This window comes from Pseudomonas sp. FG35, from assembly GCF_057809295.1.
Window position 1 is genome coordinate 367,496 of the sequence record NZ_JBMDJR010000004.1, and the last position, 25,358, is coordinate 392,853.

21 protein-coding genes are annotated in these 25,358 nt (G+C 60.5%); 12 read left to right on the plus strand and 9 right to left on the minus strand.

Annotated elements, in window-relative coordinates; translation table 11 throughout:
* Nucleotides 1-74 precede the first annotated feature (74 nt).
* Nucleotides 75-569, minus strand: coding sequence for a CS1 type fimbrial major subunit (locus ACODTD_RS10670; RefSeq protein ID WP_011335783.1), 495 nt, complete (start codon nt 567-569; stop codon nt 75-77).
* Nucleotides 570-1,072: 503 nt separating this feature from the next.
* Between ACODTD_RS10670 and ACODTD_RS10675 the strand changes: the two genes are divergently transcribed.
* Both ACODTD_RS10675 and ACODTD_RS10680 read left to right on the plus strand, forming a co-directional pair.
* Entirely contained in the window at nt 1,073-1,648 is a 576-nt protein-coding gene (locus ACODTD_RS10675; protein WP_011335784.1) for a PadR family transcriptional regulator, read from the plus strand.
* Nucleotides 1,645-2,430 (plus strand): siderophore-interacting protein, encoded by a 786-nt coding sequence (locus ACODTD_RS10680; protein WP_011335785.1) that lies wholly within the window; start codon nt 1,645-1,647, stop codon nt 2,428-2,430. Before ACODTD_RS10675 ends, ACODTD_RS10680 begins: the two co-directional genes overlap by 4 nt.
* Before the next feature lie 18 nt (nt 2,431-2,448).
* On the opposite strand, the gene ACODTD_RS10685 is transcribed toward ACODTD_RS10680, so the two are convergent.
* Nucleotides 2,449-3,087, minus strand: a complete 639-nt coding sequence (locus ACODTD_RS10685) for a Pr6Pr family membrane protein (RefSeq protein WP_011335786.1) — start codon at nt 3,085-3,087, stop codon at nt 2,449-2,451.
* A gap of 1 nt (nt 3,088) precedes the next feature.
* Entirely contained in the window at nt 3,089-3,319 is a 231-nt protein-coding gene (locus ACODTD_RS10690) for a VF530 family protein (RefSeq protein ID WP_007956650.1), read from the minus strand.
* Nucleotides 3,320-3,619: 300 nt separating this feature from the next.
* Between ACODTD_RS10690 and ACODTD_RS10695 the strand changes: the two genes are divergently transcribed.
* The 8 genes from ACODTD_RS10695 (at nt 3,620) to cmoB (ending at nt 14,365) form a co-directional block, all read left to right on the plus strand.
* Nucleotides 3,620-4,981 carry a carbohydrate porin gene (locus ACODTD_RS10695; protein ID WP_011335787.1) on the plus strand — a complete coding sequence of 454 codons (1,362 nt, stop codon included), beginning with the start codon at nt 3,620-3,622 and terminating at the stop codon, nt 4,979-4,981.
* Between the two features lie 136 nt (nt 4,982-5,117).
* Entirely contained in the window at nt 5,118-7,529 is a 2,412-nt protein-coding gene (locus tag ACODTD_RS10700; protein ID WP_221615276.1) for a glucose/quinate/shikimate family membrane-bound PQQ-dependent dehydrogenase, read from the plus strand.
* Between the two features lie 406 nt (nt 7,530-7,935).
* Complete coding sequence (locus ACODTD_RS10705) at nt 7,936-8,304, plus strand: DUF6124 family protein (RefSeq protein WP_011335789.1); 369 nt, start codon at nt 7,936-7,938, stop codon at nt 8,302-8,304.
* A 705-nt stretch (nt 8,305-9,009) separates the two neighbouring features.
* Nucleotides 9,010-11,433: an endopeptidase La gene (gene lon, locus ACODTD_RS10710; RefSeq protein ID WP_011335790.1), complete on the plus strand. Its 2,424-nt coding sequence runs from the start codon at nt 9,010-9,012 to the stop codon at nt 11,431-11,433.
* Nucleotides 11,434-11,543: 110 nt separating this feature from the next.
* Nucleotides 11,544-11,936: a protease inhibitor I42 family protein gene (locus ACODTD_RS10715; RefSeq protein ID WP_011335791.1), complete on the plus strand. Its 393-nt coding sequence runs from the start codon at nt 11,544-11,546 to the stop codon at nt 11,934-11,936.
* A 2-nt stretch (nt 11,937-11,938) separates the two neighbouring features.
* A complete protein-coding gene (locus tag ACODTD_RS10720; protein ID WP_011335792.1) occupies nt 11,939-12,583 on the plus strand; it encodes a lysoplasmalogenase in 645 nt (214 codons plus the stop codon).
* Nucleotides 12,584-12,704: 121 nt separating this feature from the next.
* Nucleotides 12,705-13,412: a carboxy-S-adenosyl-L-methionine synthase CmoA gene (cmoA, locus tag ACODTD_RS10725; protein ID WP_218888027.1), complete on the plus strand. Its 708-nt coding sequence runs from the start codon at nt 12,705-12,707 to the stop codon at nt 13,410-13,412.
* Nucleotides 13,409-14,365 carry a tRNA 5-methoxyuridine(34)/uridine 5-oxyacetic acid(34) synthase CmoB gene (gene cmoB, locus ACODTD_RS10730; protein ID WP_011335793.1) on the plus strand — a complete coding sequence of 319 codons (957 nt, stop codon included), beginning with the start codon at nt 13,409-13,411 and terminating at the stop codon, nt 14,363-14,365. The genes cmoA and cmoB overlap by 4 nt, the downstream gene beginning before the upstream one ends.
* A gap of 133 nt (nt 14,366-14,498) precedes the next feature.
* Here the strand turns inward: cmoB and tadA are convergent, their stop codons facing one another.
* Nucleotides 14,499-14,996 (minus strand): tRNA adenosine(34) deaminase TadA, encoded by a 498-nt coding sequence (gene tadA, locus ACODTD_RS10735; protein ID WP_011335794.1) that lies wholly within the window; start codon nt 14,994-14,996, stop codon nt 14,499-14,501.
* A complete protein-coding gene (locus ACODTD_RS10740; protein ID WP_285354230.1) occupies nt 14,996-16,372 on the minus strand; it encodes a multicopper oxidase family protein in 1,377 nt (458 codons plus the stop codon). Before ACODTD_RS10740 ends, tadA begins: the two co-directional genes overlap by 1 nt.
* A gap of 134 nt (nt 16,373-16,506) precedes the next feature.
* Here ACODTD_RS10740 and ACODTD_RS10745 point away from each other — a divergent pair, with 134 nt between their 5' ends.
* Nucleotides 16,507-19,650 carry a membrane-targeted effector domain-containing toxin gene (locus ACODTD_RS10745; protein ID WP_489104829.1) on the plus strand — a complete coding sequence of 1,048 codons (3,144 nt, stop codon included), beginning with the start codon at nt 16,507-16,509 and terminating at the stop codon, nt 19,648-19,650.
* Nucleotides 19,651-19,728: 78 nt separating this feature from the next.
* Here the strand turns inward: ACODTD_RS10745 and guaA are convergent, their stop codons facing one another.
* The 4 genes from guaA to ACODTD_RS10765 form a co-directional block, all read right to left on the minus strand.
* Complete coding sequence (guaA, locus tag ACODTD_RS10750; protein ID WP_011335797.1) at nt 19,729-21,306, minus strand: glutamine-hydrolyzing GMP synthase; 1,578 nt, start codon at nt 21,304-21,306, stop codon at nt 19,729-19,731.
* A gap of 82 nt (nt 21,307-21,388) precedes the next feature.
* Nucleotides 21,389-22,858: an IMP dehydrogenase gene (guaB, locus tag ACODTD_RS10755; protein ID WP_011335798.1), complete on the minus strand. Its 1,470-nt coding sequence runs from the start codon at nt 22,856-22,858 to the stop codon at nt 21,389-21,391.
* 115 nt (nt 22,859-22,973) lie between these two features.
* A complete protein-coding gene (locus ACODTD_RS10760; protein ID WP_011335799.1) occupies nt 22,974-23,522 on the minus strand; it encodes a hypothetical protein in 549 nt (182 codons plus the stop codon).
* A gap of 73 nt (nt 23,523-23,595) precedes the next feature.
* Nucleotides 23,596-24,363, minus strand: a complete 768-nt coding sequence (locus ACODTD_RS10765) for a sulfite exporter TauE/SafE family protein (protein WP_011335800.1) — start codon at nt 24,361-24,363, stop codon at nt 23,596-23,598.
* A 100-nt stretch (nt 24,364-24,463) separates the two neighbouring features.
* Here ACODTD_RS10765 and ACODTD_RS10770 point away from each other — a divergent pair, with 100 nt between their 5' ends.
* A complete protein-coding gene (locus ACODTD_RS10770; protein WP_011335801.1) occupies nt 24,464-25,351 on the plus strand; it encodes a LysR family transcriptional regulator in 888 nt (295 codons plus the stop codon).
* The last annotated feature ends 7 nt before the right edge of the window (nt 25,352-25,358 follow it).

Sequence of the window (25,358 nt, forward strand, 5' to 3'; positions counted from 1 at the left end):
CTCTGATTGCGAACGGAAAAAAGTCCGGCTGACAGACATTCGCGTCAGCCAGCCGGCTTTTGTTACTTCACGGGTTAGAGCGCGGCGCCGACGGGAGGAACAGCGTCGAACATCATGGTGACTGCGCCGGTGTAATCGCCCGGGGTGAAGTTGGTGCCGGCGGCGGTGATGCGCAGCGGTGCACGGTAGTTCACATCGGACTCGGCCTCGCCAACAACCATTTGCGGGGTCTGGGTCAGAACCTTGTTATTGAACTCGACTTTGAGATCAATGATGCTTGAGCCGCCGACCAGTTTCGGCACGCCTTCCAGATAGCCATGAACCGAACCGTTGGTGTTGCGCACATCGAAGAAACCTTCCACGGGTTTCATGGTTCCGGTAATCGGGCTGAAGCTCATGTCCTGATCCTTGTTGACCAGGTCAGCATCCGTTGGCACCACATAGAAACCATTGGTTGGCACATGCGCCACCAGGCTGATGGAGTGACGTGCTTCACCGGCGGCGAAGACCACGGAAGAGCTCAGAGCCAGAACAGCCAGTGGGGCAGCGAAAGCGATTTTCTTGAACATCGGTCAGTACCTGTCTTCTTTTAAAGGATCGAAGCGTTGAACTTTCAAGTCATTCAAGCCGACAAGGGCCGTATTGACCTGAAGTTTCAACGCCGGGGCATGATCGACTGTTCACTCTGGAATGTAAGCAGGCAACTTCCCACAAGCTTGTAGTTAAACCAGCTTATGACCAGAAAGAAAAAACGCGATATTTTCAATATTCAAAACAATAGCTGTAAGTTTAAGACTACATACAGTTAAAGATAAAAAACCATACAGCACTTTCAACTAATCAACGCGGGATAATTGCACTTTCCAGAGCATCTTCTCAACCACCTGTAGAGTTTAAACTTTAACTTTTTGGTCATTGATACAGATATTTCGTGGTGTTTCCGAATTACGAAAATGCGTCTCCAGATCTGCTTACCGTTGGTCAGGGCGGACGCGCGCTCAGTAAAAAACCGCTTGCTCACTGCAAAAGATATATCTTACGTTGTATCTAAATACGACGAGAGAAGACTTAAATGAGAGACCATCATTCCCCCCACCGCGACCACGGCGACAGCCGTGACGGCTTCGAAAAACGCCATGGTCGCGAACGCGGAGGTCGCGGCCCGCGGGTATTCGCCCCGGGCGATCTGAAATTGCTGCTGCTGGCGCTGATCGCCGAACAGCCGTGTCACGGCTATGACCTGATCCGCCAGATCGAAACCATGTTCGACGGCGCCTACAGCCCCAGCCCCGGCGTGATCTACCCGACCCTGACATTCCTCGAAGAGAGCGAAATGATCACCGGCGACGCCGAGGGCGGCAAAAAGCGCTACGCGGTGACCGATGCCGGCCGCCAATCCCTCAGCGAACAGGCGGTGGCGCTGGACGGCGTGCGCATGCGCATCGACGTCAGCAAGCGCTCGCTTCGCGGCCACGACCGGCCGCCGGAAATTCATGAAGCGGTGCACAACCTGCGCCACGCCCTGCAAATGCACCACGGGCGCTGGAGCCCGGAAGAAATCCTGCGAGTGCGCGACCTGCTCAACGACACCGCCAAAGCCATCGTCGACGGCCCCGCCGTTCAATCTGCCCCGGAGAAAGCCGAATGACTGAAGTCCAGACCCAAGGCATCCACCGTGTGATGCATGAAATCAAACGCCGCCGACTCGAGGTTTTGCGAGTGGTCGATCTGACCCCGCGCATGCGCCGCATCACTCTTGGCGGTCCGGAACTGGCCGGGTTCATCAGCCTCGGTACCGACGATCACGTCAAACTGCTGTTCCCGCAGAACGCCGAACAGGCCGCCGCGCTGGAAACTTTGGTGCTGGGTGCCGGCAAGAGCGATGTGCCGATGCCGGAGATGCGCGACTACACCCCGCGCCGTTACGACCTCGACAAGCTTGAGCTGGACATCGACTTCGTCCTGCACGGCGACGGCCCTGCCTCGACCTGGGCTGAACAGGCCAGACCGGGACAGTTCCTGCACATCGGCGGCCCGCGCGGTTCGATGATCGTGCCGGACATCTTCGACAGCTACCTGCTGATCGGCGACGAAACCGCCCTGCCCGCCATCGCCCGCCGCCTCGAAGGCCTGGCGGCCAATCGCAAGGCGCTGGTGGTGATCGAAGTGGAAAACGGCAAGGAGCAGCAAACGCTGGAAAGCGCGGCACAGGTCAATGTGATCTGGGTACTGCGCGAGGGCGGCAAGGACAACCTGCTGGCGACCGTCAAACAATTGCAGGTGCCCAAGGGCAATCTGTATGCGTGGGTGGCGACGGAAACGAAAGTCTCGCGGCAGATCCGCCGGGTGCTGCTCGATGAACACGGACTCGACGAGAAGTTCGTCAAAGCGGTCGGTTACTGGCGCGCCGAGGGCTCCGAAGAGGAGTGAATACGCGCGGCGGCGCTGCTAAAGGCGCCGCCCCTGCCAGCGATCAATCCCGATCACCAGCAACGCCATCAGCACAAACCCCAGCAGAATGCCCCCGGCATTGATGAACACCTGTGGATAACCCAGCAGTGCCACGTCAATGAACGGATACGCGTAAGCCCCCAGCAAATGCCCGCGCAGCAATGCATAGGCGAAGTACACCAGCGGATAGATCAGCCACAGCGGCAGGTGCTTCAGACGCAAGCTGCCCTTGGGCACACACAACCACCAATAAGCCAGAAACAGCAGCGGCATCACATCGTGGAGCAATTCGTCCGCGATAAACTGCCAGCCCTGCGGATGCCACAGATGCCGCAGCAGAATGCTGTAGGCCAGGCCAACCACCGCAATGCTGACGGCAATTCCACTGCTGACCCAAGGTTGCAGAAACCAGCGCCGCGCGGTGGATTCACGATCGGTCACCGCGCAGGTCAGCACCACCGCCACCAGGGTGTTGGTGAGCACGGTGAAATAGCTGAAGAAACTCACCAGCCCGCCGAGCAGGCTGGCGCCGACACTCAGGCGTGCGAAGAAAATCAGGTACAGCTGAATTCCCAGCCCGGCCCAGCCCAGCACCGCAACCGAAGTGATCAGGCGTCGCCGCAAGACGGCGTTCATCTCAGAGCGGACGCTTGGTGCGCATCAGTTTCACGTACAGCCGCTCGACTTTCTCCCGCGCCCAAGGCGTCTTGCGCAGAAAGGTCAGGCTCGACTTGATGGTCGGATCGCTCTTGAAGCAACGGATGTCGATGCGCTCGGCCAGGCCCGACCATTCGTAGTGGGTCACCAGCGCATTGAGGATCTGTTCGAGGGTCACGCCGTGCAGCGGATCGGGGTTGTGGTCGTTCATGCCGGGCCTTTGGGCGAAGTAAAAATGCAGAAGCCGCGCACCTTAGCCGAGGGCATGGGCGGGTGGAAGGCCTTGGGTTAAATGTAGGCCAACCGGAGAAGATCGCAGCCTGCGCTAACACCTGCAATGCGCTGTATTGCCGCACTGTTACCGAATCCGAAAGGGTTCATGTCAGCAAAAGCCCTTTGTGTTTTTGTAACAGGACATTATCCTGCCGCCCTTCTGCTGAACCGCTTCACTGCCTGCGTCAAATCGTAGCGGCCAGTTTATCCCCCAAAAAGATCAAGAAAGACCTATTCAATGCCCGATTTTCCGTTCTCCCGAGACAGCGCTATCTCAACCCTGCGCCTGATCGGCGGCTGCACCGCCCTTGGCCTCGCCACCTGCACCCAGGCCGCTCCGGCCTTCGACAGTGAATCACCGTGGATGCTCGGTGACTGGAACGGCACCCGTAACGAACTCGCGGCAAAAGGCATCGACTTCAAGCTCGACTACACCGGCGAAATGGGCAGCAACCTGCACGGCGGCTACGACCACGACCGCACCGCGCGCTACAGCGACCAATGGGGCCTCGGCACTCATCTGGACCTGCAAAAACTGCTCGGCTGGAACGACGCTGAATTCCAGCTGACCGTAACCAAGCGCAGCGGCAACAACATCAGCAACGACCGCATCAACGACCCGCGCGTCGGGGGCTTCACCTCGGCCCAGGAAGTCTGGGGCCGTGGCCAGACCACCCGCCTGACACAAATGTGGTACCAGCAGAAATTCTTCGACCAGAAGCTCGACATCAAGGTCGGCCGTTTCGGCGAAGGCGAAGACTTCAACAGCTTCCCGTGCGACTTCCAGAACCTGGCGTTCTGCGGCTCGCAGGTCGGCAACTGGGTCGGTGGCATCTGGTACAACTGGCCGGTCAGCCAATGGGCACTGCGCGTCAAATATCACCTGACGCCAGAGCTGTACGCGCAGGTCGGCGCCTACGAGCAAAACCCGTCGAACCTCGATCGCGGTAACGGCTTCAAGCTCAGCGGCAGCGGCACCCAGGGCGCGATCCTGCCGATCGAACTGGTGTGGAAGCCCAAGCTCAACGGCCTGCCGGGCGAATACCGCGCCGGTTACTACTACAGCAACGCCAAGGCCACCGATGCCTATAAAGACAGCAACGGCCAGCCGGCGGCCCTGAGCGGCGAAGCCTATCGCAGCGCTTCGAGCAAACACGGTGTGTGGCTCGGTGTGCAGCAGCAGATCACCAGCGTCGCCAGCGACAATTCCCGTGGTCTGAGCGTGTTCGCCAACGGCACGATGCACGACAAGAAGACCAACGCCATCGACAACTACGTCCAGGCCGGCCTGGTCTACAAAGGCCTGTTCGACGCCCGCGCCAGGGACGACATCGGTTTCGCTCTGGCTCGCGTTCACGTCAACCCGGCGTACCGCAAGAACGCCGAAGCGACCAACCAGGCCCGCGCCGTCTACGACTACGACGATCCGTCGTTCCTGCCACCGCAGGACACCGAATACAGCGCCGAACTCTACTACGGCGTGCACGTCACGAACTGGCTGACCGTGCGCCCGAACCTGCAATACATCCGCCATCCGGGCGGTGTGGACAAGGTCGACGACGCGCTGATTGGCGGGATCAAGATCCAGTCGTCGTTCTGACCCAGCGCACGCGGCTCAGCCCTGCGAAAGAAATTCGATAGCAAGACAAGTTTTTATCTGAACCCTGCCCGCGCCAAATCGTCATCTACAGTGACTACAGCGCGGGACTACTTGAAACGTCACGGAGAACCACACTATGAGCACTGAAGGTGCTTCGAGTCGAAGCCGTCTTCTGCCGAACCTGCTCGGCATTCTGCTTCTGCTGATGGGCCTGGCCATGCTGGCCGGGGGAATCAAGCTGAGTACGCTCGGCGGCTCGCTGTATTACCTGCTGGCCGGTATCGGCATCACGCTGACCGGCATTCTGATGCTGATGCGCCGTCGCGCAGCATTGGGCCTGTACGCCATCGTGCTGTTTGCCAGCACCGTCTGGGCGCTGTGGGAAGTCGGTCTGGACTGGTGGCAACTGGTGCCGCGTCTGGCGCTGTGGTTTGTCCTCGGTTTCGTGATGCTGCTGCCGTGGTTCCGTCGCCCGCTGCTGCTCAACGGTCCTGCGCCGATGGGCACCGGCGGCCTGACCGTGGCCGTGATTCTGGCCGGCGTCACCGCCCTGGCCAGCCTGTTTACCCATCCGGGCGAAACCTTTGGCGAACTGGGTCGCGAGACCGCCGACACCACCAGCACCGCGCCAGCCATGCCTGATGGCGACTGGCAGGCCTATGGCCGCACCGAGTTCGGTGACCGCTACTCGCCGCTGAAGCAGATCACCCCGGCCAACGTCGGCAAGCTGCAAGAAGCCTGGCGCATCCAGACCGGCGACCTGCCGACTGCCGATGATCCGGTCGAGCTGACCAACGAAAACACCCCGCTGAAAGCCAACGGCATGCTTTACGCCTGCACCGCCCACAGCAAAGTGCTGGCACTGGACCCGGACACCGGCAAGGAACTGTGGCGCTTCGATCCGCAGATCAAAAGCCCGGAAGGCTTCAAGGGCTTCGCCCACATGACCTGCCGTGGCGTGTCGTACTACGACGAAGCCGCTTACGCCAAGTCTGAAAACGCGGCGTCCACCGTGATCTCCGAGGCCGGCAAAGCCGTCGCCCAGGCCTGCCCGCGTCGCCTGTACCTGCCTACCGCCGATGCCCGCCTGATCGCACTGAACGCCGACACCGGCAAGATCTGCGAAGGCTTCGGCACCAACGGTGTGGTTGACCTGACCCAGGGCATCGGCCCGTTCACCGCTGGCGGTTACTACTCCACCTCTCCTGCCGCGATCACCCGTGATCTGGTGATCATGGGCGGTCACGTCACCGACAACGAATCGACCAACGAGCCGTCCGGCGTGATCCGCGCCTACGACGTGCGCGACGGCCATCTGGTCTGGAACTGGGACAGCAACAACCCGGACGCCACCGAACCCTTGGCCCCGGGCCAGACCTACAGCCGCAACTCGGCCAACATGTGGTCGCTGGCCAGCGTCGATGAAAAACTCGGCATGGTCTATCTGCCATTGGGCAACCAGACGCCTGACCAGTGGGGCGGCGATCGCACCCCCGGTGCCGAGAAATTCAGCGCCGGCCTGGTCGCGCTGGACCTGGCGACCGGCAAGGTGCGCTGGAACTACCAGTTCACCCACCACGACCTGTGGGACATGGACGTCGGCAGCCAGCCAACCCTGCTGGACATGAAAACCGCCGACGGCATCAAGCCTGCGCTGATCGCCCCGACCAAGCAGGGCAGCCTGTACGTCCTCGACCGTCGTGACGGCACGCCGATCATCCCGATCCGCGAGATCCCGGTGCCGCAAGGCGCCGTGAAAGGCGACCACACCGCCCCGACCCAGGCCCGTTCGGACCTGAACCTGCTGGCCCCGGAACTGACCGAAAAAGCCATGTGGGGCGCCAGCCCGTTCGACCAGATGTTGTGCCGCATCCAGTTCAAGGAACTGCGCTACGAAGGCCAATACACGCCTCCGTCGGAACAGGGCAGCCTGATCTACCCGGGTAACGTCGGCGTGTTCAACTGGGGCGGTGTTTCTGTCGACCCGGTTCGCCAGATGCTGTTCACCAGCCCGAACTACATGGCTTTCGTCTCCAAGATGATCCCACGTGCCGACGTACCCGCCGACAGCAAGCGCGAAAGCGAAACTTCCGGCATCCAGAAAAACACCGGTGCGCCGTATGCCGTGACCATGCACCCGTTCATGTCGCCACTGGGCGTACCGTGCCAGGCCCCGGCCTGGGGCTACGTCGCCGGTATCGACCTGACCACCGGCAAAGTCGTCTGGAAACGCAAAAACGGTACCAGCCGCGACAGCTCGCCAATCCCGATCGGCTTCACCCTGGGCGTGCCAAGCATGGGCGGCTCGATCGTCACTGCCGGCGGCGTCGGCTTCCTCAGCGGCACGCTGGACCAGTACCTGCGCGCCTACGACGTGAACACCGGTAAAGAACTGTGGAAATCGCGTCTGCCGGCCGGCGGCCAGGCGACCCCAATGACCTACACCGGCAAGGACGGCAAGCAATACGTCCTGCTCGTGGTGGGTGGTCACGGCTCGCTGGGCACCAAGATGGGTGACTATGTGATTGCCTACAAACTGCCGGAATAAGCTTTAGCGGCGGTAAGGAAAAAGGCGATGCCCTGTGAGGGGTGTCGCCTTTTTTTGTGGACTGCGGTTTTTTTACACGAGGTGTTTATGTCCTACAGACGGGGTGTTTGCAGGGGATGTTTCTGACATGTCGCGTCGGTTGTCGCTCGGAAACGGGGTGGATCGGCTTTGGGGGTCGCTGCAAATTCAGCGAACGGGCGTCGCGGCCCGATAACTGATGCATAATCGCCAACCTCACGGCACCTCGGTGCCTGTTGTTTGTTTCATGGCGGCTGTGCGCGGGATACCTTCCTTGGAGGTATGCCGATTCCTCAGTTATCGGTCCGCGAACCCGCGTACAGCTGCCACCTCAGATTGCGTCGCGGCAATCGAAGGCAGCTCCAATTTCACCAACTGAGTATTCACCATGAAAAAACCAACACCCAATCCCCCCGAATCAAACGACACCTCGCCATACGAATCCCCTGATTCAATGAAACTCCACGACGCCGCCGAACGCGCGCTCGACCATCACTTCAATCCCATTCCAAAAAAATGCCCCGGTCGCCGACCGAGCCAGATGTTCCAGATCTCGCCAGACATGGACGATGAAAGCCTGTTGGCCCATGCCTGTGAGTCCCTGGCTACCGCAAGTGTCATGGCCAGTGATGTAGCGGCTTTTGTCGATACGCCGCAGCGGCATCGGATCCTGGGCATTCAGCAGGTGATCATGCTGGCGGAACTGGCGGTGAATCGGGTGCTGGATAATGTCGAGGTCAGTCGATATCCGGCGTAAATGCTGATGAGGTTTCTGCGGGAGCCAGGCTTGTGGTGAGTCAGTCAGGACGCTGCCCTCACCCTAGCCCTCTCCCGGAGGGAGAGGGGACTGACCGCGTTGTCTGGGAGAGGTACGCCGACGTGAGATACCGAGTCGAACTCAGGTTTTAGAGCCCCAATCGGCTCCCTCCTCTCACCATCACCTTCTCACTCTGCTCTTCCCTGCTGTTCCCTGCTGTTCCCTGCTCTTCCCTGCTCTTCACCACTCAACACGATGAGCGTTAGCTCGAGTACCGCTCTTGACCTGCCGGCCCCATCGGAAGGCTGAGTGGAGGGATTTATCCGGGGGTGGGAGCGCAGCGACCGTTTGGCGAAGCCAAACACATCGAGAGGAGGTGCAGCGAAGCAAACCGTAGGCGATGCCCCCGGATGAATCCCAGAGCGAAGGAACGCCGAGCCACAGCGAGGCGCCGGACGCAGGGGCCCAGACCTTTGGTTCCTTTGGGGCGTTTGCCAAAGGGACTCGCCGTAAGGGCGAAACCGCCAGCGGGCGCACCCGAAGAAACGGATATGTACTCGATAAAACCGCAGCATGGTCGGCCCAAAGGCCGCCAAGCTCAAAACCCTGTCAAAACCCTGAACACACAAGCAGAAACACCCCCCCCATTGAAACCACCCAACCCCTGCCCCATCTAACAGCCATACCCAATTGCGCAGGTGCCCCATGAGCGACCAGCAAGAATTCCCCGAAAACCCCGACGACATCACCGAAACCGACGCCGAACACATCGAACACCACGTCCCCGGCAAAGGCCTGGCCCTGCCCGGCCAGAACCTGCCGGACAAGGTCTACATCATCCCGATCCACAACCGCCCGTTCTTCCCGGCCCAGGTCCTGCCGGTCATCGTCAACGAAGAGCCCTGGGCCGAAACCCTCGAACTGGTCAGCAAATCCGAACACCACTCCCTGGCCCTGTTCTTCATGGACACACCCCAGGAAGACCCGCGCCACTTCGACACCAAGGCGTTGCCGCAATACGGCACCCTGGTCAAGGTGCATCACGCCAGCCGCGAAAACGGCAAACTGCAATTCGTCGCGCAGGGCCTGAGCCGCGTACGCATCAAGACCTGGCTCAAACACCATCGCCCGCCGTATCTCGTTGAAGTCGAATACCCGCACCAGCCCACCGAGCCGACCGACGAGGTCAAGGCCTACGGAATGGCGCTGATCAACGCGATCAAGGAACTGCTGCCGCTCAACCCGCTGTACAGCGAAGAGCTGAAGAACTACCTCAACCGCTTCAGCCCCAACGATCCGTCGCCGCTGACCGACTTCGCCGCCGCCCTCACATCGGCGACCGGCAATGAGCTGCAGGAAGTGCTCGACTGCGTGCCGATGCTCAAGCGCATGGAAAAAGTCCTGCCGATGCTGCGCAAGGAAGTCGAAGTCGCGCGTCTGCAAAAAGAAATCTCCGCCGAAGTGAACCGCAAGATCGGCGAGCATCAGCGCGAGTTCTTCCTCAAGGAACAGCTCAAGGTCATCCAGCAAGAGCTGGGCCTGACCAAGGACGACCGCAGCGCCGACCTCGAGCAGTTCGAGCAGCGTCTGGAAGGCAAGGTCCTGCCGACGCAGGTACAAAAGCGCCTCGAAGAAGAAATGAACAAACTGTCGATCCTCGAAACCGGATCGCCGGAGTACGCGGTCACCCGCAACTACCTCGACTGGGCAACCTCGGTACCGTGGGGCGTGTATGGCGAGGACAAACTCGACCTCAAGCACGCGCGCAAGGTGCTGGACAAACACCACGCCGGCCTCGACGACATCAAGGACCGGATTCTCGAATTCCTAGCGGTCGGTGCCTATAAAGGCGAGATCAGTGGCTCCATCGTGCTGCTGGTGGGCCCGCCGGGCGTGGGTAAAACCAGTGTCGGCAAATCCATCGCCGAATCCCTCGGCCGGCCGTTCTACCGCTTCAGCCTCGGCGGCATGCGCGACGAAGCCGAGATCAAGGGCCACCGCCGCACCTACATCGGCGCGCAGCCGGGCAAACTCGTGCAGGCGTTGAAAGACGTCGAAGTGATGAACCCGGTGATCATGCTCGACGAGATCGACAAGATGGGCCAGAGCTACCAGGGCGACCCCGCCTCGGCGCTGCTCGAAACCCTCGACCCGGAACAGAACGTCGAATTCCTCGACCACTATCTGGACCTGCGGATGGACCTGTCGAAAGTCCTGTTCGTCTGCACCGCCAACACCCTGGATTCGATTCCCGGCCCGTTGCTGGACCGGATGGAAGTGATTCGCCTGTCGGGCTACATCACCGAAGAAAAAGTCGCCATCGCCAAGCGTCACCTGTGGCCGAAACTGCTGGAAAAGGCTGGCGTGTCCAAAGGCAGCCTGAGCATCAGCGACACGGCGCTCAAGGCTCTGATCGACGGTTACGCCCGTGAAGCCGGCGTGCGCCAGCTGGAAAAACAGATGGGCAAACTGGTGCGCAAAGCGGTGATGAAGCTGATCGACGACCCGAAAGCGGCGATCAAGATCGGCCCGAAAGACCTCGAAGCGTCCCTCGGCCATCCGGTGTTCCGCAACGAGCAAGTGCTGTCCGGCACTGGCGTGATCACGGGACTTGCCTGGACCAGCATGGGCGGCGCGACACTGCCGATTGAAGCGACGCGGATTCACACGCTCAATCGAGGTTTCAAACTCACCGGGCAACTGGGCGATGTGATGAAGGAGTCGGCGGAGATCGCCTACAGCTACGTCAGCTCGCACCTGAAACAGTTCGGCGGTGACGCGAAATTCTTCGACGAAGCTTTCGTCCACCTGCACGTACCGGAAGGCGCCACACCGAAAGACGGCCCAAGCGCCGGCGTGACCATGGCCAGCGCCCTGCTCTCCCTCGCCCGTAATCAGCCGCCGAAAAAAGGCGTGGCCATGACCGGTGAACTGACGCTGACCGGCCATGTGCTGCCGATTGGCGGGGTGCGCGAGAAGGTGATTGCGGCGCGGCGGCAGAAGATTTTCGAGTTGATTCTGCCGGAACCCAATCGTGGTAACTTCGAGGAACTGCCGGATTACTTGAAGGAAGGCATTACCGTGCACTTCGCCAAGAAGTTTTCGGATGTGGCGAAGGTGCTTTTCTGATTTCTTCTTGAGCTATCGAGGGGGCTGCCATCGCTCCCCCTCACCGTCACACTTTGCCTCATCTTCAGTTATGCTCGCCGTTCGTCGCCAACGCTGGAGCCACTGAATCCATGTCCTACCTTCGCCTGTTTGTCCCCCTGTCCCTCGCCCTGCTGGCCGCCTGCGCCACGCAACCGAAAACCAACGTGACCGTGGAGAAACAAAGCGAATGCCCGGTGCGCCTGACCAACGGGCAAAACCTGATCGTCATGCTCCCGAGCAACCCCACTACCGGCTACCGCTGGGCCATCCAGGATTCTGCCGGTGGCGTATTGCGCGCCCTCAGCCCCGAGGTCTACAGCAATCCGGAGGATGCCGGCGTGGTCGGCGCGGCCGGGCTCTCGACCTGGCGCTTCCAGGCCTTCGCCACCGGCACCGGGCGCCTGCGCCTGACTTCGCAGCAACCGTGGGCGCCGGAAGTGTTGCCGGTGGAAACTTTTGACTGCGCCATTTCGGTGAACTGATCGTGGGCTGGCTGATCCTCGCGCTGATGGGCGCAGTGACCTTTCTCTATGGCCTCAGTACCCATGCGGCGCTGCTGTGTCTGCTGGTCAAACCGTTGCCGGTGTTGGCGTTGCTCGGCTGGCTGCATGACGCGCCACCCAGCGACTATCGCCGCTGGATCAGCCTCGGTCTGATTTTCTCGCTGGTCGGTGATGTACTGCTGGCGTGGCCGGGGGATTTGTTCGTCTTCGGTTTGGGCGCGTTTCTGGTCGCGCATCTGGCGTACCTCAAGGCTTACCTCAGCGATTGCCGGCGCCCGGCATTACTGCCGCTGGTTCTGGCGCTCAGCGTGGGTGCCGTGTTGTTGGGCATTCTGATTTCCAGTGGACTCGGGCCATTGACCGTGCCGGTGATCGTTTACGGAACGGCCATCAGCGCCATGCTCTGGCGCGCTCTCGCCCGCCTCGGCAGCGACGTACCGCAACGTTCGGCACTGCTGGCGGCGGGCGGCGCAGTAGCGTTCGTGTTCTCCGACAGCGTGATCGGCATCAACCGGTTTGTCTCACCGTTCAATGCAGCGCCCTACATCATCATTCTCAGTTACTGGCTGGGGCAGTGGGGGATTGCGGCGTCGGCGTTTTCACAGAGCAAACGTCCGGAGCTTTGAACCAGCGGTTTATCAGACAACCCGCGCATCTGCGCGCCAGTTTGGCTAAAATGCCGGCCTTTTCATCGACACCGCCGGAACCGCCGTGAGCAAAGAACCCGATCGCATTTTCGCCCAGCCGATGGCCCAGGTGCCTGACTTCGCCTTCAACGAAGACGTGGTGCGGGTGTTCCCGGACATGATCAAGCGCTCGGTGCCGGGTTATCCGACCATCGTCGAAAATCTCGGCGTGCTCGCGGCACAATTTGCTCAGCCGAACAGCGTGCTCTACGACCTCGGCGCCTCCCTCGGAGCGGTGACCCAGGCATTACGTCGCCACGTGCGCACCGACGGTTGCCGGGTGATCGCGGTGGATAACTCGGCGGCGATGGTCGAGCGCTGCCGCGAGTACCTCAACGGTCAGGATTCGATGTTCCAGGAGTTGCTGCCGGTCGAGGTGATCGAAGGCGACATCCTCGCCCTCGACTTCAAACCGGCCTCGGTGGTGGCGCTGAACTTCACCCTGCAATTCATCGCTCCGGATCAGCGTACGGCATTGCTGTCGCGCATTCGCCAATCATTGTTGCCGGGCGGCGCGCTGATTCTGTCGGAGAAGCTGCGCTTCAACGATGCCGAAGAACATGCGCTGCTGACCGATCTGCACGTCGCGTTCAAGCGCGCCAACGGTTACAGCGAACTGGAAATCGCCCAGAAGCGCAGCGCCATCGAAAACGTCATGAAGCCCGACAGCCTCGAAGAACACCGCGAGCGCCTGCTGGCCGCCGGGTTCTCGAAGGTCGTGCCGTGGTTCCAGTGTCTTAACTTTGCCTCGTTGATTGCCTTGCCATGATTGATCTGTCCCCCCTCGCCCGCCGTCTGGCCGGCACGCCGCTGGCCGAATGGGCCAACACCCTGCAAGTGCAGCTCGACAAAAAAATGGAGAAAGGCCACGGCGATCTGGAGCGCTGGCAAAGTGCGCTGGACGCCCTGCCGAAGATCCAGCCGACCGAAGTCGACCTGCTCGACGGCCTGAAGCTGGACACCAATTGCGACGACGAAACCCGCGCGCAAATGCGTACGGCGCTGATGGGGCTGTCGCCGTGGCGCAAGGGGCCGTTCGATCTGTTCGGCGTGCACGTCGACACCGAATGGCGCTCGGACTGGAAGTGGTCGCGGGTCTCTCCGCATCTGGATCTGAAGGGCAAGCGCATCCTCGATGTCGGTTGTGGTAACGGCTATTACATGTGGCGAATGCTCGGTGCCGGCGCCGACAGCGTGATCGGTGTCGATCCGAACTGGCTGTTCTTCTGCCAGTTCCAAGCGGTACAGCGTTATCTGTCAGAGCCGAATGCCTGGCACCTGCCGTTCCCGTTCGAAGACCTGCCGCCGAATCTGGAAGGCTTCGACACGGTGTTTTCGATGGGTGTGTTCTATCACCGTCGTTCGCCGATCGAGCATTTGCTGGCGCTGAAGGATTGCCTGGTGAAGGGTGGCGAACTGGTGCTGGAGACGCTGGTGGTCGAAGGCGACAAGCATCAGGTGCTGGTGCCGGAAGATCGTTATGCGCAGATGCGTAACGTGTGGTTCTTGCCGTCGGTGCCGGCGCTGGAATTGTGGCTGCGTCGTGCGGGGTTCACCGACGTTCGTTGCGTGGATGTCAGCATGACAACGGTCGATGAACAGCGTGGGACCGAGTGGATGAAGTATCAGTCGCTGAGTGATTTCCTTGATCCGGATGACCACAGCAAGACGATTGAAGGGCTGCCGGCGCCGATGCGGGCGGTCATCGTCGCGAAGAAGTAACGATCCCTTCCAGACACTGCAAAAAATTGTGGGAGCTGGCTTGCCAGCGATAACGGTGGATCAGTCGACATCAATGCTTGATGTGCCGACGCCATCGCCGGCAAGCCAGCTCCCACAGGGTTTGTGTTGTTCTTCAGTCTGCGGGTTTTGCCCGCCGTGCCCTGAAGAACTCGGTCAACACCGCCCCACACTCCTCCGCCAACACCCCACCTTCATACAACACTCGATGGTTGAGAAAGCCCTGAGTGAAGAACTGCCCCTGGCTCTGCACAATCCCGGCCTTGGGCTCCAGCGCGCCGAACACCACCCGCGAAACCCGCGAATGCACGATCAGCCCGGCGCACATGCTGCACGGCTCGAGCGTCACGTAGAGCGTACTGCCCGGCAGTCGATAGTTATCCACCGCTTGCGCGGCAGCGCGGATCGCGACCATTTCTGCGTGCGCGCTGGGATCACTGGTGCTGATCGGGCAGTTGAAACCACGGCCAATGATCTCGCCATCCTGCACCAGCACCGCGCCCACCGGCACTTCGCCGAGGGCCGCGCCTTGGGCTGCCAACTCCAGCGCCTCGCGCATGAAGTCGCGGTCACGGCTGCGGTCGATGATCGCCGCGGGGCGAATCTGGCGCATCACTTCACCTCGATGGCGGCCATCAGGCCGGTTTCCATGTGGTCGATCACATGGCAGTGGAACATCCACACCCCCGGGTTATCCGCCACCAGCGCCACTTGCGCGCGCTCGTTCTTGCCCAGCAGGTAGGTGTCGGTGAAGTACGGCACGATCTTGTGCCGGTTCGACGCAATCACCTTGAAGCTCATGCCGTGCAAGTGGATCGGGTGCTGGTACTGAGTCATGTTCTTCAGTTCGAAAATATAGCTCTGGCCGAGTTTCAGGCTGGCGATTGGCCGGTCGGCGCAGGTCTTGTCGGTGATGTCCCAAGCCTTGCCGTTGATCTGCCACAGGCTCGGTGGCTTGCCGTTGTCGACGTTGACCGACACCGAACCGACCCATTCGAAATTGAAGTTGAGTTTCTCGGCATTGGCCAGGTCCGGCTCGGCCACCGGGTTGGCCGGCAGTGCTTTCGGCCAGTCGGTCGGCGCGTCAGTGTTGGCCACTGAACGCAGGGTGCCCAGGCGAACCGGGCCGTTGCGCAGCGACAGTTCTTCACCGGCCGGCGGTGCCTTGATCGCCAGGCAGATGCGCATGCCCGGGCCGAGCCAGTATTCCTTGCCCAATGGGCGCGGCTCGACCGGGTTGCCGTCCAGCGCATAGATCTGCGCTTCGACGCCGGGAATGTTGATGCGATAGGTCAGGGTATTGTCGAGGTTGAGCAGGCGTACGCGGGTGATCTGCCCCGCCGGCAACTCGATCACCGGCGAAGGCACGCCGTTGATGGTCGACAGCCGCCCCGCCGTACCGCCTCGGGCCGCTTCACGGGGAATGCTGAACTCGACGAAGTTGCCCTCGTCGTCGATGTGCCAGTTTTTCAGGCTCAGGGTCTTTTCGTACTTGAACCCGGTCGGCTCGCGCTCCTCGACAATCAACGGCCCGACCAGCCCGCGACCGAGTTCTTCGCTGCTGCTGACGTGCGGGTGATACCAGTAGCTGCCGGCGTCCGGCACACGGAATTTGTAATCGAAGTATTCGCCCGGCAGCACCGGCAGTTGCGATACGTAAGGCACGCCGTCCATCTCCAGCGGCAGGCGGATGCCGTGCCAGTGAATGGTCGTCGCCACCGGCAGATGGTTGATGAACCGCACCCGCAGCCACTCGCCCTGACGCACACGCAATTCGGTGCCCGGCGCCGACGGACCGAACGCCCAGGCCTCGGTCTTGTGTCCCGGCACCAGCTCGACGTCCAGAGGCGCAGCGATCAGTTCGTAGTCGTGTCCCGCGTTGGCATCCGCCACCTTGCCCAACCAGTAACGCGTCGCCCCACCGGCTCCCGCACCAACCACTGCAAGACCGGCCAGACCACCGAGTATCTGTCGACGGGTAAAGGATATGGACACAACGACCTCGCGTATCAGCCGCGGGCCTGGGCGCCCGCAAAAGGCGAATACGATACACCTGCGCCTGGGAAACAGTAAGGGCGGCGCGGCGGATGGCCGCACATCCGGGACAATATCGGGTGGTAATCATGTACCGCACACCCCTTGAGCGAGTGGATCACCCTTCTCTTCCCTCTCAAGGAATAGAACGAATGAACCCGACAGAACAACGTCCGCTGCCCAACGACGCCGACAGAGCTGCACTCAAGGTCATGGCCACACAGGTGATCACGGCGTGCCCGAGCCTGAACGACACGGCCCGTCAGATTGCCATTGAAATGCTCGCCAGACATGGCCTTACCGGCCTCGATCCCGATCACGTCTATTACCATCGATTCAGAACTGCTCAGAGTCTTTCCACATCATTCACCGGTTGGCAGCATTATGGTGAAAAACCCTATGAAAGCCTGACCCTGACGCAACTGGTGATACACCGGTTCCGCGCCACGGATCAGGACAACGCCGACTTGCTCGATGTATACGGCGGGTTTTACAGCGCAGGGCCGGACACCGAAAACTTCGATACAACCAACGAAGTCCGGCTGCACGGTAACGAGGTACTCGACGACTTCTGGAACATCAACTTCAGCGAGCGTTACCGCAACGAGCTGCAGTCGTTCTGGGATCAGCACTCCCGTGAATTCCGCACGCTGGCCAAATGCAACTTTCTCGGCAAAGCCGTTGAAGCCCGGGAATTCGGCCACCTGAACGACGAGGACTTCCAGACTGCAATCAGCGCGGTCATCGGCCCGCTGAGCTGGCCAGTGAGCCTGCACAGTCTGCAAACCGAGTTCATCCCCGGCCATGGCCTGCGGGTTTGCACGCTGGATATCGACGGCCGTATGGCCACCGATATCCTGCGCATCATTGACTCGACAGGCCGGCAGATCCTCTATGTGCCCGGCGACAACCAACCATTTCATGTGCTGGACACCCCCACTGACATGCACTGGTGGGCCTTGCAACAGCTGAACGAGAAAGCACCGCGCGAACTGTTCCTCAAACACTTCTCGCTGGCTGACCGGCACTGGATGACCGAACACATCAGTGACCTGATGAATCGACTGGTCAGCACCTGGGGGCATTCGGATCATCATCTGATCAACCGTAACGATCACACGGTCACGGTGGATGCATTCAGCTGGCTGCGTGACTGTGCCCATAGCGCGATGTTCGCCGAAGCGGATCTTTCCCTGACCTCGAACGGTGATCTGCGCAAGAAACTCTGGATCGGCTATCTGAGCGCTGGTCTGAAAGTCTTCGGCCCGATGGCCGTGGTGGGCTGGCCTGTTGCATTGCCGGTGATTGGCGCCAGCCTCGCCGACATGGGGCTGAACATCGACAAGGCCGTCAACGGCAAGACTTCCGCGGAGCGCAAGGAAGGTGTCCTGGGGGCCGTTTTCAGCGGTATCGATGCGCTGTTCAATATTCCGTTTCTCAAGGGCACAGGCTCACTGGCGGAGCTCGACATGCCGTCAGAAGCCATCGAAGCAAGCGAACTGACAGAAGCCGATACAGCAGCGGAACTGGAGCCAGAACAACCGAATGACATCGTGCCTGTTCTGCCAGAACAGCCCTCGGTCATATCCGAACCAGTGCAAGCTTCACAAATCCCGCAACGCTTTCAATCCAACGCAATCCTCGACGGTCTTGATCCGGTTACGGAGCCGGGCAAATATCGCGGCATCTACAGACTCGACACCGATCCTCCCTACGCCATCCAGATGAACGACACGGCCTACTGCGTCCGTTACTTCAACGACTCACTGGGTGGCGGATTCTGGGCGATCATCGACCCGGCAAAACCGAACCAGCTGATCCACGCAATACCCGTGCGCTTGAACAGTGAAGGTCTGTGGGAGCGCATGACTCAACTGGGACTCAAGGGGGGCGGTCAGTGTCTGGGCAGGCAATGCACCGTCGATGTGGCACTTGAACTTGATACACGCGAACCCTCGCCCGCTGAGCCGGAGCCGTTGGTCACACAACCTGGACCGTCAAACCCTGCGCCCAGCGAGCCCCTGAACATCCGACTGGTCAAGACGCCTTACGCAGTCGATCCGCAGCGGGAGTTCGAACTGAGGCGTTGGGCCCTGCAATTACGTGAAACCCATATTCAACTGCGAATTGGTCCTGACGGCGGGCTGATCGCTCCGGATCGCTATGCCCTGTATTTCGCCGATAAAGCCCGCGCGCTTCGGATCTCCGCCAGGCGCTTCTACAAGAATCTGCCATGGGCAAACCTGCCGCCACGCCCGCCGATACCTGCAATTACCTCTTCAATGACCTTCATGGAATTCGTAGCACAGGCACTCAAGGAAGCGCCCGGTCTGGTGATCGGCGAAACGCCCGGCCGTATCACCAGCATGCGACTGATCATTGAAAACATGCCTGCTCTGGCGCGCGAAGGCGTCAAGACGCTTTATGTGCGCCGACTGCTCAGCGACTTTGCCCAGGCTGACCTGAATGCATACTTCAAGTCCGGCGTCATGTCCGAGGACTTGCAGCAGTACCTGAGTCGCCTCGGTACCGATCCGGCAGGGCGGTTCGACGAACTGGCACTGGTCAAAAGTGCCCGAGAAAACGGTATTCGAGTCCAGGCGACCGATTGCGCGGCTTCCTACAAAAGGCCCGATACGCTCGCACGGCCCGAGGAACAAATCATGACCAATCACCTGACAGCCGACATCATGTTTATCGACAAGAACCTGAATGACGTCGGCAAGTGGGTGGTACTGACAGGCGTGGAAAACACCAATACGTTCAGGGGCGTTGCCGGCATCAGCGAACTGGAAGGCGGCATTGGTTTGCGCATTGAAGAAGTTGATCCGGGACTGGGCGAACGTGTCTCACCGGACCCAGGTATCGATATAGAACGGGGCCCGCATTCAGAAACGCTGGTACAACGCGGGACTTTCGATACCCATTACGTCGACGCGCTGGTGCAATTGGAAGCGGCGCCGGTCAGCCGAAGCGAACTGCAAATACACCGACTCCTGTACCGCGCGGGCATGTATGTTTTCGAACGTTCGCAAGGTACCTATCGGTTGTTCCACAGAAGTGTGAACGGCGAGATTGTACAAACCCCTGTCCAGACCTTCGCAGACGGGCGCTATTACATTGATCGCCCGTCCTGGAGTCCGGTACACCGCGTCCCCTACGATAATCTTGAGCAGTTATCCAGCGCACTGAAACAGATGGGGCTGCAACTGCAAAGCCGCCTTCCCCACTGACCTGCCCATTGCCACAAACAAAAAACCCTGGCCGAAGCCAGGGTTTTTCATTGCATCAATACAACCGGTGTCGCGGGATCACTCCCACTCAATCGTCGCCGGCGGCTTGCTCGACACGTCGTAAGTCACGCGCGAAATGCCTTCAATTTCATTGATGATGCGGCCGGAAACGGTTTCCAGCAGTTCGTAAGGCAGGTGTGCCCAACGTGCGGTCATGAAGTCGATGGTTTCCACGGCACGCAGGGCCACGACCCAGGCGTAACGGCGGCCATCGCCGACCACGCCCACCGATTTCACCGGCTGGAACACGACAAACGCCTGGCTGACCTTGTGGTACCAGTCGGCCTTGCGCAGTTCTTCGATGAAGATGTGGTCGGCGCGACGCAGCAGGTCGGCGTATTCCTTCTTCACTTCACCGAGGATCCGTACGCCCAGGCCCGGGCCCGGGAACGGGTGACGGTAGACCATGTCGTACGGCAGGCCCAGTTCCAGACCCAGACGACGGACTTCGTCCTTGAACAGTTCGCGCAGTGGCTCGACCAGTTTCAGGTTCATTTCTTCCGGCAGGCCGCCCACGTTGTGGTGCGACTTGATCACGTGGGCCTTGCCGCTTTTCGCGCCAGCCGACTCGATCACGTCCGGGTAGATGGTGCCCTGAGCCAGGTACTTGATGTTGTCCAGCTTGCAGGATTCGGCATCGAACACGTCGATGAAGGTGCGGCCGATGATCTTGCGCTTCTTCTCCGGATCGGCTTCGCCGGCCAGGTTGTTGAGGAACTGGTCTTCAGCGTTGGCGCGGATCACCTTGACGCCCATGTTTTCGGCGAACATGGCCATAACCTGCTCGCCTTCGTGCAGGCGCAGCAGGCCGTTGTCGACGAAGACGCAGGTCAGTTGATCACCGATGGCCTTGTGCAGCAGCGCCGCAACCACCGAGGAATCCACACCGCCGGACAGACCCAGCAGCACGTTGTCAGTGCCGACCTGCGCGCGAATGTTGGCGATGGCGTCTTCGGCGATCTTCGACGGGGTCCACAGGGCTTCACAGCCGCAGATGTCGAGAACGAAACGCGACAGGATGCGACCGCCCTGCTTGGTGTGGGTCACTTCCGGGTGGAACTGTACGCCGTAGTAAGCGCGTTCGTCGTTGAACATGCCGGCGATCGGGCAGCTCGGGGTGCTGGCCAGAATGTGGAAATCGCTTGGCATCTTGGTGACCTTGTCACCGTGGCTCATCCACACGTCGAGGCCGAACAGGCCGTCGGCGTCGATGTGGTCTTCGATGCCGTCGAGCAGACGGCTCTTGCCGACCACGTCAACGCGGGCATAACCGAACTCACGCAGTTCGGAGCCTTCAACCTTGCCGCCCAGTTGCTCGGCCATGGTCTGCATGCCGTAGCAGATACCGAAGACCGGTACGCCCAGGTCGAACACCGCTTGCGGGCAGCGCGGGCTGTTGGCTTCGTGCACGGACTCGGGACCGCCGGCGAGGATCACGCCTTTTGGCGCAAATTCGCGGATCGCATCTTCGTCCATGTCGAACGGGTGCAGTTCGCAGTACACACCGATCTCGCGCACGCGGCGGGCGATCAGTTGGGTGTATTGCGAACCGAAGTCGAGGATCAGGATGCGGTGAGCGTGAATGTCGAGGGCCATGATTCAGTCTCGTCTAAGTAATTCAGAAACGACTCGGGGCTGAATAAAACAGCCCCGGTCATTTAACGTTTTGCTTGAAGCCTCAACCTACGCGGTAGTTTGGCGCTTCCTTGGTGATCTGCACGTCGTGAACGTGGGATTCGGCCATGCCGGCACCGGTGATCCGCACGAACTCAGGCTTGGTGCGCATTTCTTCGATGTTGGCGCTGCCGGTGTAACCCATCGAGGAACGCAGACCGCCCATCAACTGGTGAATGATCGCGCTCAGGGTGCCCTTGTAAGGCACACGGCCTTCGATGCCTTCCGGAACGAGTTTCTCGGCGCCTGCCGAGGAGTCCTGGAAGTAACGGTCGGAGGAACCTTGAGCCTGGGACATGGCGCCCAGCGAACCCATGCCGCGATAAGCCTTGTACGAACGGCCCTGGAACAGTTCGATCTCGCCCGGTGCTTCTTCGGTACCGGCGAACATCGAGCCCATCATCACGCAGGACGCACCGGCCACGATGGCCTTGGACAGGTCACCGGAGAAACGGATGCCGCCGTCGGCGATCAACGGAACACCGGTGCCTTCAAGGGCAGCGGCAACGTTGGCGATGGCACTGATTTGCGGAACGCCGACACCGGCGACGATACGGGTGGTGCAGATCGAGCCAGGGCCGATACCGACCTTGACCGCGTCGGCGCCGGCTTCGGCCAGGGCCTTGGCGGCTGCGCCGGTGGCGATGTTGCCGCCGATCACCTGCACTTCAGGGAAGTTCTCTTTGACCCAGCGAACGCGGTCGATCACACCTTTGGAGTGACCGTGTGCGGTATCGACCACCACCACGTCCACACCGGCATTGACCAGGGCTGCAACGCGGTCACCGGTGTCTTTACCGGTACCGACCGCAGCGCCGACACGCAGACGACCTTGATCATCCTTGCTGGCCAGCGGGTAGGCCTTGGCTTTTTCGATGTCTTTGACGGTCATCATGCCTTTGAGGGCAAACTTGTCGTCGACGATCAGGACTTTTTCCAGGCGGTGCTTGTGCAGCAGCTCGCGGACTTCGTTCTTGTCGGCGCCTTCGCGAACAGTGACCAGACGCTCTTTAGGCGTCATCACTTCACGAACGGTGGCGTCCAGACGGGTTTCGAAACGCACGTCACGGGAAGTGACGATGCCGACCAGGTCGCCATCGTGCAGCACCGGAACGCCGGAAATGTTGTGCATGCGGGTCAGTTCGAACAGATCACGAACCGTGGCGTCAGCCTCGATGGTGATTGGGTCCTTGACCACACCGGCTTCGAACTTCTTGACCTTGCGAACTTCGGCAGCTTGCTGCTCGATGGTCATGTTCTTGTGGATAATGCCGATGCCACCTTCCTGAGCCATGGCGATTGCCAGACGGGCTTCGGTGACGGTGTCCATGGCGGCAGAAACCAGAGGAATGTTCAGCTCGATGCCACGGGTAAGGCGGGTCTTCAGACTGACTTCATTAGGAAGTACCTCGGAATAACCGGGCACTAGGAGAATGTCGTCGAAGGTCAGAGCTTCTTGGCTGATACGCAGCATCGCGGGGGCTCCCGAGCGGGAAAATGGAAGCGCGCCATTATACTCAGACACCCTACCGGGCTCAATGTAAAACTTGTCTTATATCAATGTTGCTGATGTACGGGAAAAACGCCCCTTACAACTCGACCTTGACCCAGCTCACCGGCTGATCCAGCCAGTCGGCGAATTCGTCGATGAAACTCTGCTTGAACCCCGCCTCGAGCCAGTTGTTGAAGATGAAACCGAGGTTGGAAAACCCGCATTCCTGTAAATACAGAAAACCGTTGATATCGTCTTCATGCCCGCATTCGGGGCAGGTGAAGTTGTCGGTGCGCCCCGGCATCCAGTCTTCCAGACTTTCGAACAGCGCTTCGCCGATCTCCTGCCGGCACTCGGCGCAACCGGCCTCTTCGAGAAAACCCTTGGCCGGGGTGTAGATGCAGCGCTTGGTGATGACTTCCAGCCCATTGATCGGCTCACCGAACGGTAACGCCTCGGGATGCAGCACCACCGCGCGGGCGCCATCGGCGATGGCGTAGGCCATGCGATTGCCGGTGCGTCCGCAGGTGCTCAGTTCTTCCTTGACGATGTTCTTGCGCACCAGCCAGCGCAGAATCGCCCGGGCGCGGGGCTCGTGCACCGGCAGGTTGGAGATTTTCGGGACGATGATGCTTTGGGAATTCATGGTGCAAGCCTGCTGCGTCAAAGGATGTTCTGCGACGAACGCGGCCGGCAGCTTAATCCCTGACAAAATCCGGTCAAGTGCTTAAATAGCGGCCGATCAGCGCAATCCCGCTCGCCAGCACCAGCCAGGTCACCAGCCGCACGAAGGCCTCGCGGGACAGGCGCATGGTCAAACGTCGCCCGCCCCACAAGCCCAGCGCCATGGCTGGCAACAGACACACTGCAAGCATCAACAAGGGTAGCTCGGCATACACCCCGGCGATGGCAAACAGACTCAAGCGGACCACCGTGCTGCAACTGATCAGCGCACTCTGCGTGGCCCGTGCCGCGTCCTTGGGCAGTCGGCTGTTGAGGTAGATCGCATAAAGAAAGCCGCCGCTGCCGAACAACGCCCCGAACAACCCGCCCACGGTTCCCATCGGCAACGCCCATCCAGCGGACAACTGCGCCGGTCGTGCCTTGATCCACAAGCTGTAAACCGCGTAGGCACTGATGAACAACCCCATCAGCAGCAACAGCAGATCGGACTTGAGGTTAAGCAGGAAAATCACCCCCAGCGTGCAGCCCACCGCCATGCACGGCAGCAGCCGCAGCAACTCCGGTTTCGCCACATCCCGCCGCGACGGCAGCAGATTGCCGAACGCCGCGACGAAATCCAGCAGCACCAGCAACGGCACGATCTTCGACAGCGGCATGAACAGAATCAGAATCGGCCCCGCCACCAGCGCCGTGCCGAAACCGGCAATCCCGAACACGATGTAGGCCAGCGCGATGGCCAGTCCGATCACCACCCAGCCCTGCGCGCCCCACGACCATTCGCTCAACAACCCCGCCACGCTCATTCGCTCGCTTCCTTTATAAGCCTGCGATGACTTTAGCCAGCGCCGAGGGTTGCGACTAATATCTTCGAAACCGCCAAGCCATCTCGAAAAGGCATGTCTCGTGCTTTCAACCCGTCAATTGCGTTACTTCGTGGAAATCGCCGAGAGCGGCAGCTTCAGTGCTGCAGCCGAACGGCTGTTCATTGCTCAATCGGCGTTGAGCCGACAGATCAAGGACATGGAAACCCGCCTGCAAACGCCGCTGTTCGAACGCACCGCGCGCCAGCCCCGACTCACCGCCGCTGGCGAAGCGTTCCTGCCCCGGGCGAAAAATCTGCTCAATGAACTGAACAAGGCCAGCACCCTGGCCACGGAAATCGGCCAAGGGCAGCGCGGCACCTTGCGCCTTTGTCACTCCAGCACCGTGCCGATCAGTGGCCGACTGTTGCGCGACATGAGCGCATATCTGGAGCAGCAGCCCGGCGTTTCGCTGGACATCGGCACGCTCTCCTCGGAGGCGCAACTTGAAGAACTGGCCGAAGGCCGGCTCGACATCGGACTGTTGCGCCTGCCGGTGCTGCGCCAGCGCGAGGGCGTTCAGGTTGTGCCGCTCTATAACGAACGCTTGCTGCTTGCCGTGCCGGCGGATCATCGACTGGCTTTGATGGAGGCAGTCGATCTGGCGCAATTGAAGGACGAAGCATTCATCTCCATCCCGCATCCGCAGCGCGGCGGGCTGAGCTATTTGTGCGCCGATCTGTGCATGCGTCACGGTTTCTTCCCCCAGGCTGCGAGGGTGATGTCGCGCAAGACCACGCAATTGCAGTTGATCCAGGCCGGATTCGGCATCGCTCTACTGCCGGAATCGATGCAGGACATCGCGCCCGCTGGTGTGAGATTTCTGCCGCTGACCGGCGATTGCCAAAGCACTGTCGCCCTCGCTTCTCGGCAAAATCCCACACCTCTGGTGCAACACTTCCTCCAGACATTCACCGGCGAATGCCTTTAAACTGCGC

Excerpts from the sequence above, each read along its gene's own strand:
- ACODTD_RS10760 (WP_011335799.1), bottom strand. The coding sequence starts at position 23,522 with ATGAATTCCCAAAGCATCATCGTCCCGAAAATCTCCAACCTGCCGGTG.
- ACODTD_RS10685 (WP_011335786.1), bottom strand. The coding sequence starts at position 3,087 with ATGAACGCCGTCTTGCGGCGACGCCTGATCACTTCGGTTGCGGTGCTG.
- ACODTD_RS10675 (WP_011335784.1), top strand. The coding sequence starts at position 1,073 with ATGAGAGACCATCATTCCCCCCACCGCGACCACGGCGACAGCCGTGAC.
- lon (WP_011335790.1), top strand. The coding sequence starts at position 9,010 with ATGAGCGACCAGCAAGAATTCCCCGAAAACCCCGACGACATCACCGAA.
- ACODTD_RS10745 (WP_489104829.1), top strand. The coding sequence starts at position 16,507 with ATGTACCGCACACCCCTTGAGCGAGTGGATCACCCTTCTCTTCCCTCT.
- ACODTD_RS10765 (WP_011335800.1), bottom strand. The coding sequence starts at position 24,363 with ATGAGCGTGGCGGGGTTGTTGAGCGAATGGTCGTGGGGCGCGCAGGGC.
- ACODTD_RS10680 (WP_011335785.1), top strand. The coding sequence starts at position 1,645 with ATGACTGAAGTCCAGACCCAAGGCATCCACCGTGTGATGCATGAAATC.
- ACODTD_RS10670 (WP_011335783.1), bottom strand. The coding sequence starts at position 569 with ATGTTCAAGAAAATCGCTTTCGCTGCCCCACTGGCTGTTCTGGCTCTG.
- guaA (WP_011335797.1), bottom strand. The coding sequence starts at position 21,306 with ATGGCCCTCGACATTCACGCTCACCGCATCCTGATCCTCGACTTCGGT.
- cmoB (WP_011335793.1), top strand. The coding sequence starts at position 13,409 with ATGATTGATCTGTCCCCCCTCGCCCGCCGTCTGGCCGGCACGCCGCTG.
- ACODTD_RS10705 (WP_011335789.1), top strand. The coding sequence starts at position 7,936 with ATGAAAAAACCAACACCCAATCCCCCCGAATCAAACGACACCTCGCCA.
- ACODTD_RS10715 (WP_011335791.1), top strand. The coding sequence starts at position 11,544 with ATGTCCTACCTTCGCCTGTTTGTCCCCCTGTCCCTCGCCCTGCTGGCC.
- cmoA (WP_218888027.1), top strand. The coding sequence starts at position 12,705 with ATGGCCCAGGTGCCTGACTTCGCCTTCAACGAAGACGTGGTGCGGGTG.
- ACODTD_RS10695 (WP_011335787.1), top strand. The coding sequence starts at position 3,620 with ATGCCCGATTTTCCGTTCTCCCGAGACAGCGCTATCTCAACCCTGCGC.
- ACODTD_RS10690 (WP_007956650.1), bottom strand. The coding sequence starts at position 3,319 with ATGAACGACCACAACCCCGATCCGCTGCACGGCGTGACCCTCGAACAG.
- guaB (WP_011335798.1), bottom strand. The coding sequence starts at position 22,858 with ATGCTGCGTATCAGCCAAGAAGCTCTGACCTTCGACGACATTCTCCTA.
- ACODTD_RS10700 (WP_221615276.1), top strand. The coding sequence starts at position 5,118 with ATGAGCACTGAAGGTGCTTCGAGTCGAAGCCGTCTTCTGCCGAACCTG.
- tadA (WP_011335794.1), bottom strand. The coding sequence starts at position 14,996 with ATGCGCCAGATTCGCCCCGCGGCGATCATCGACCGCAGCCGTGACCGC.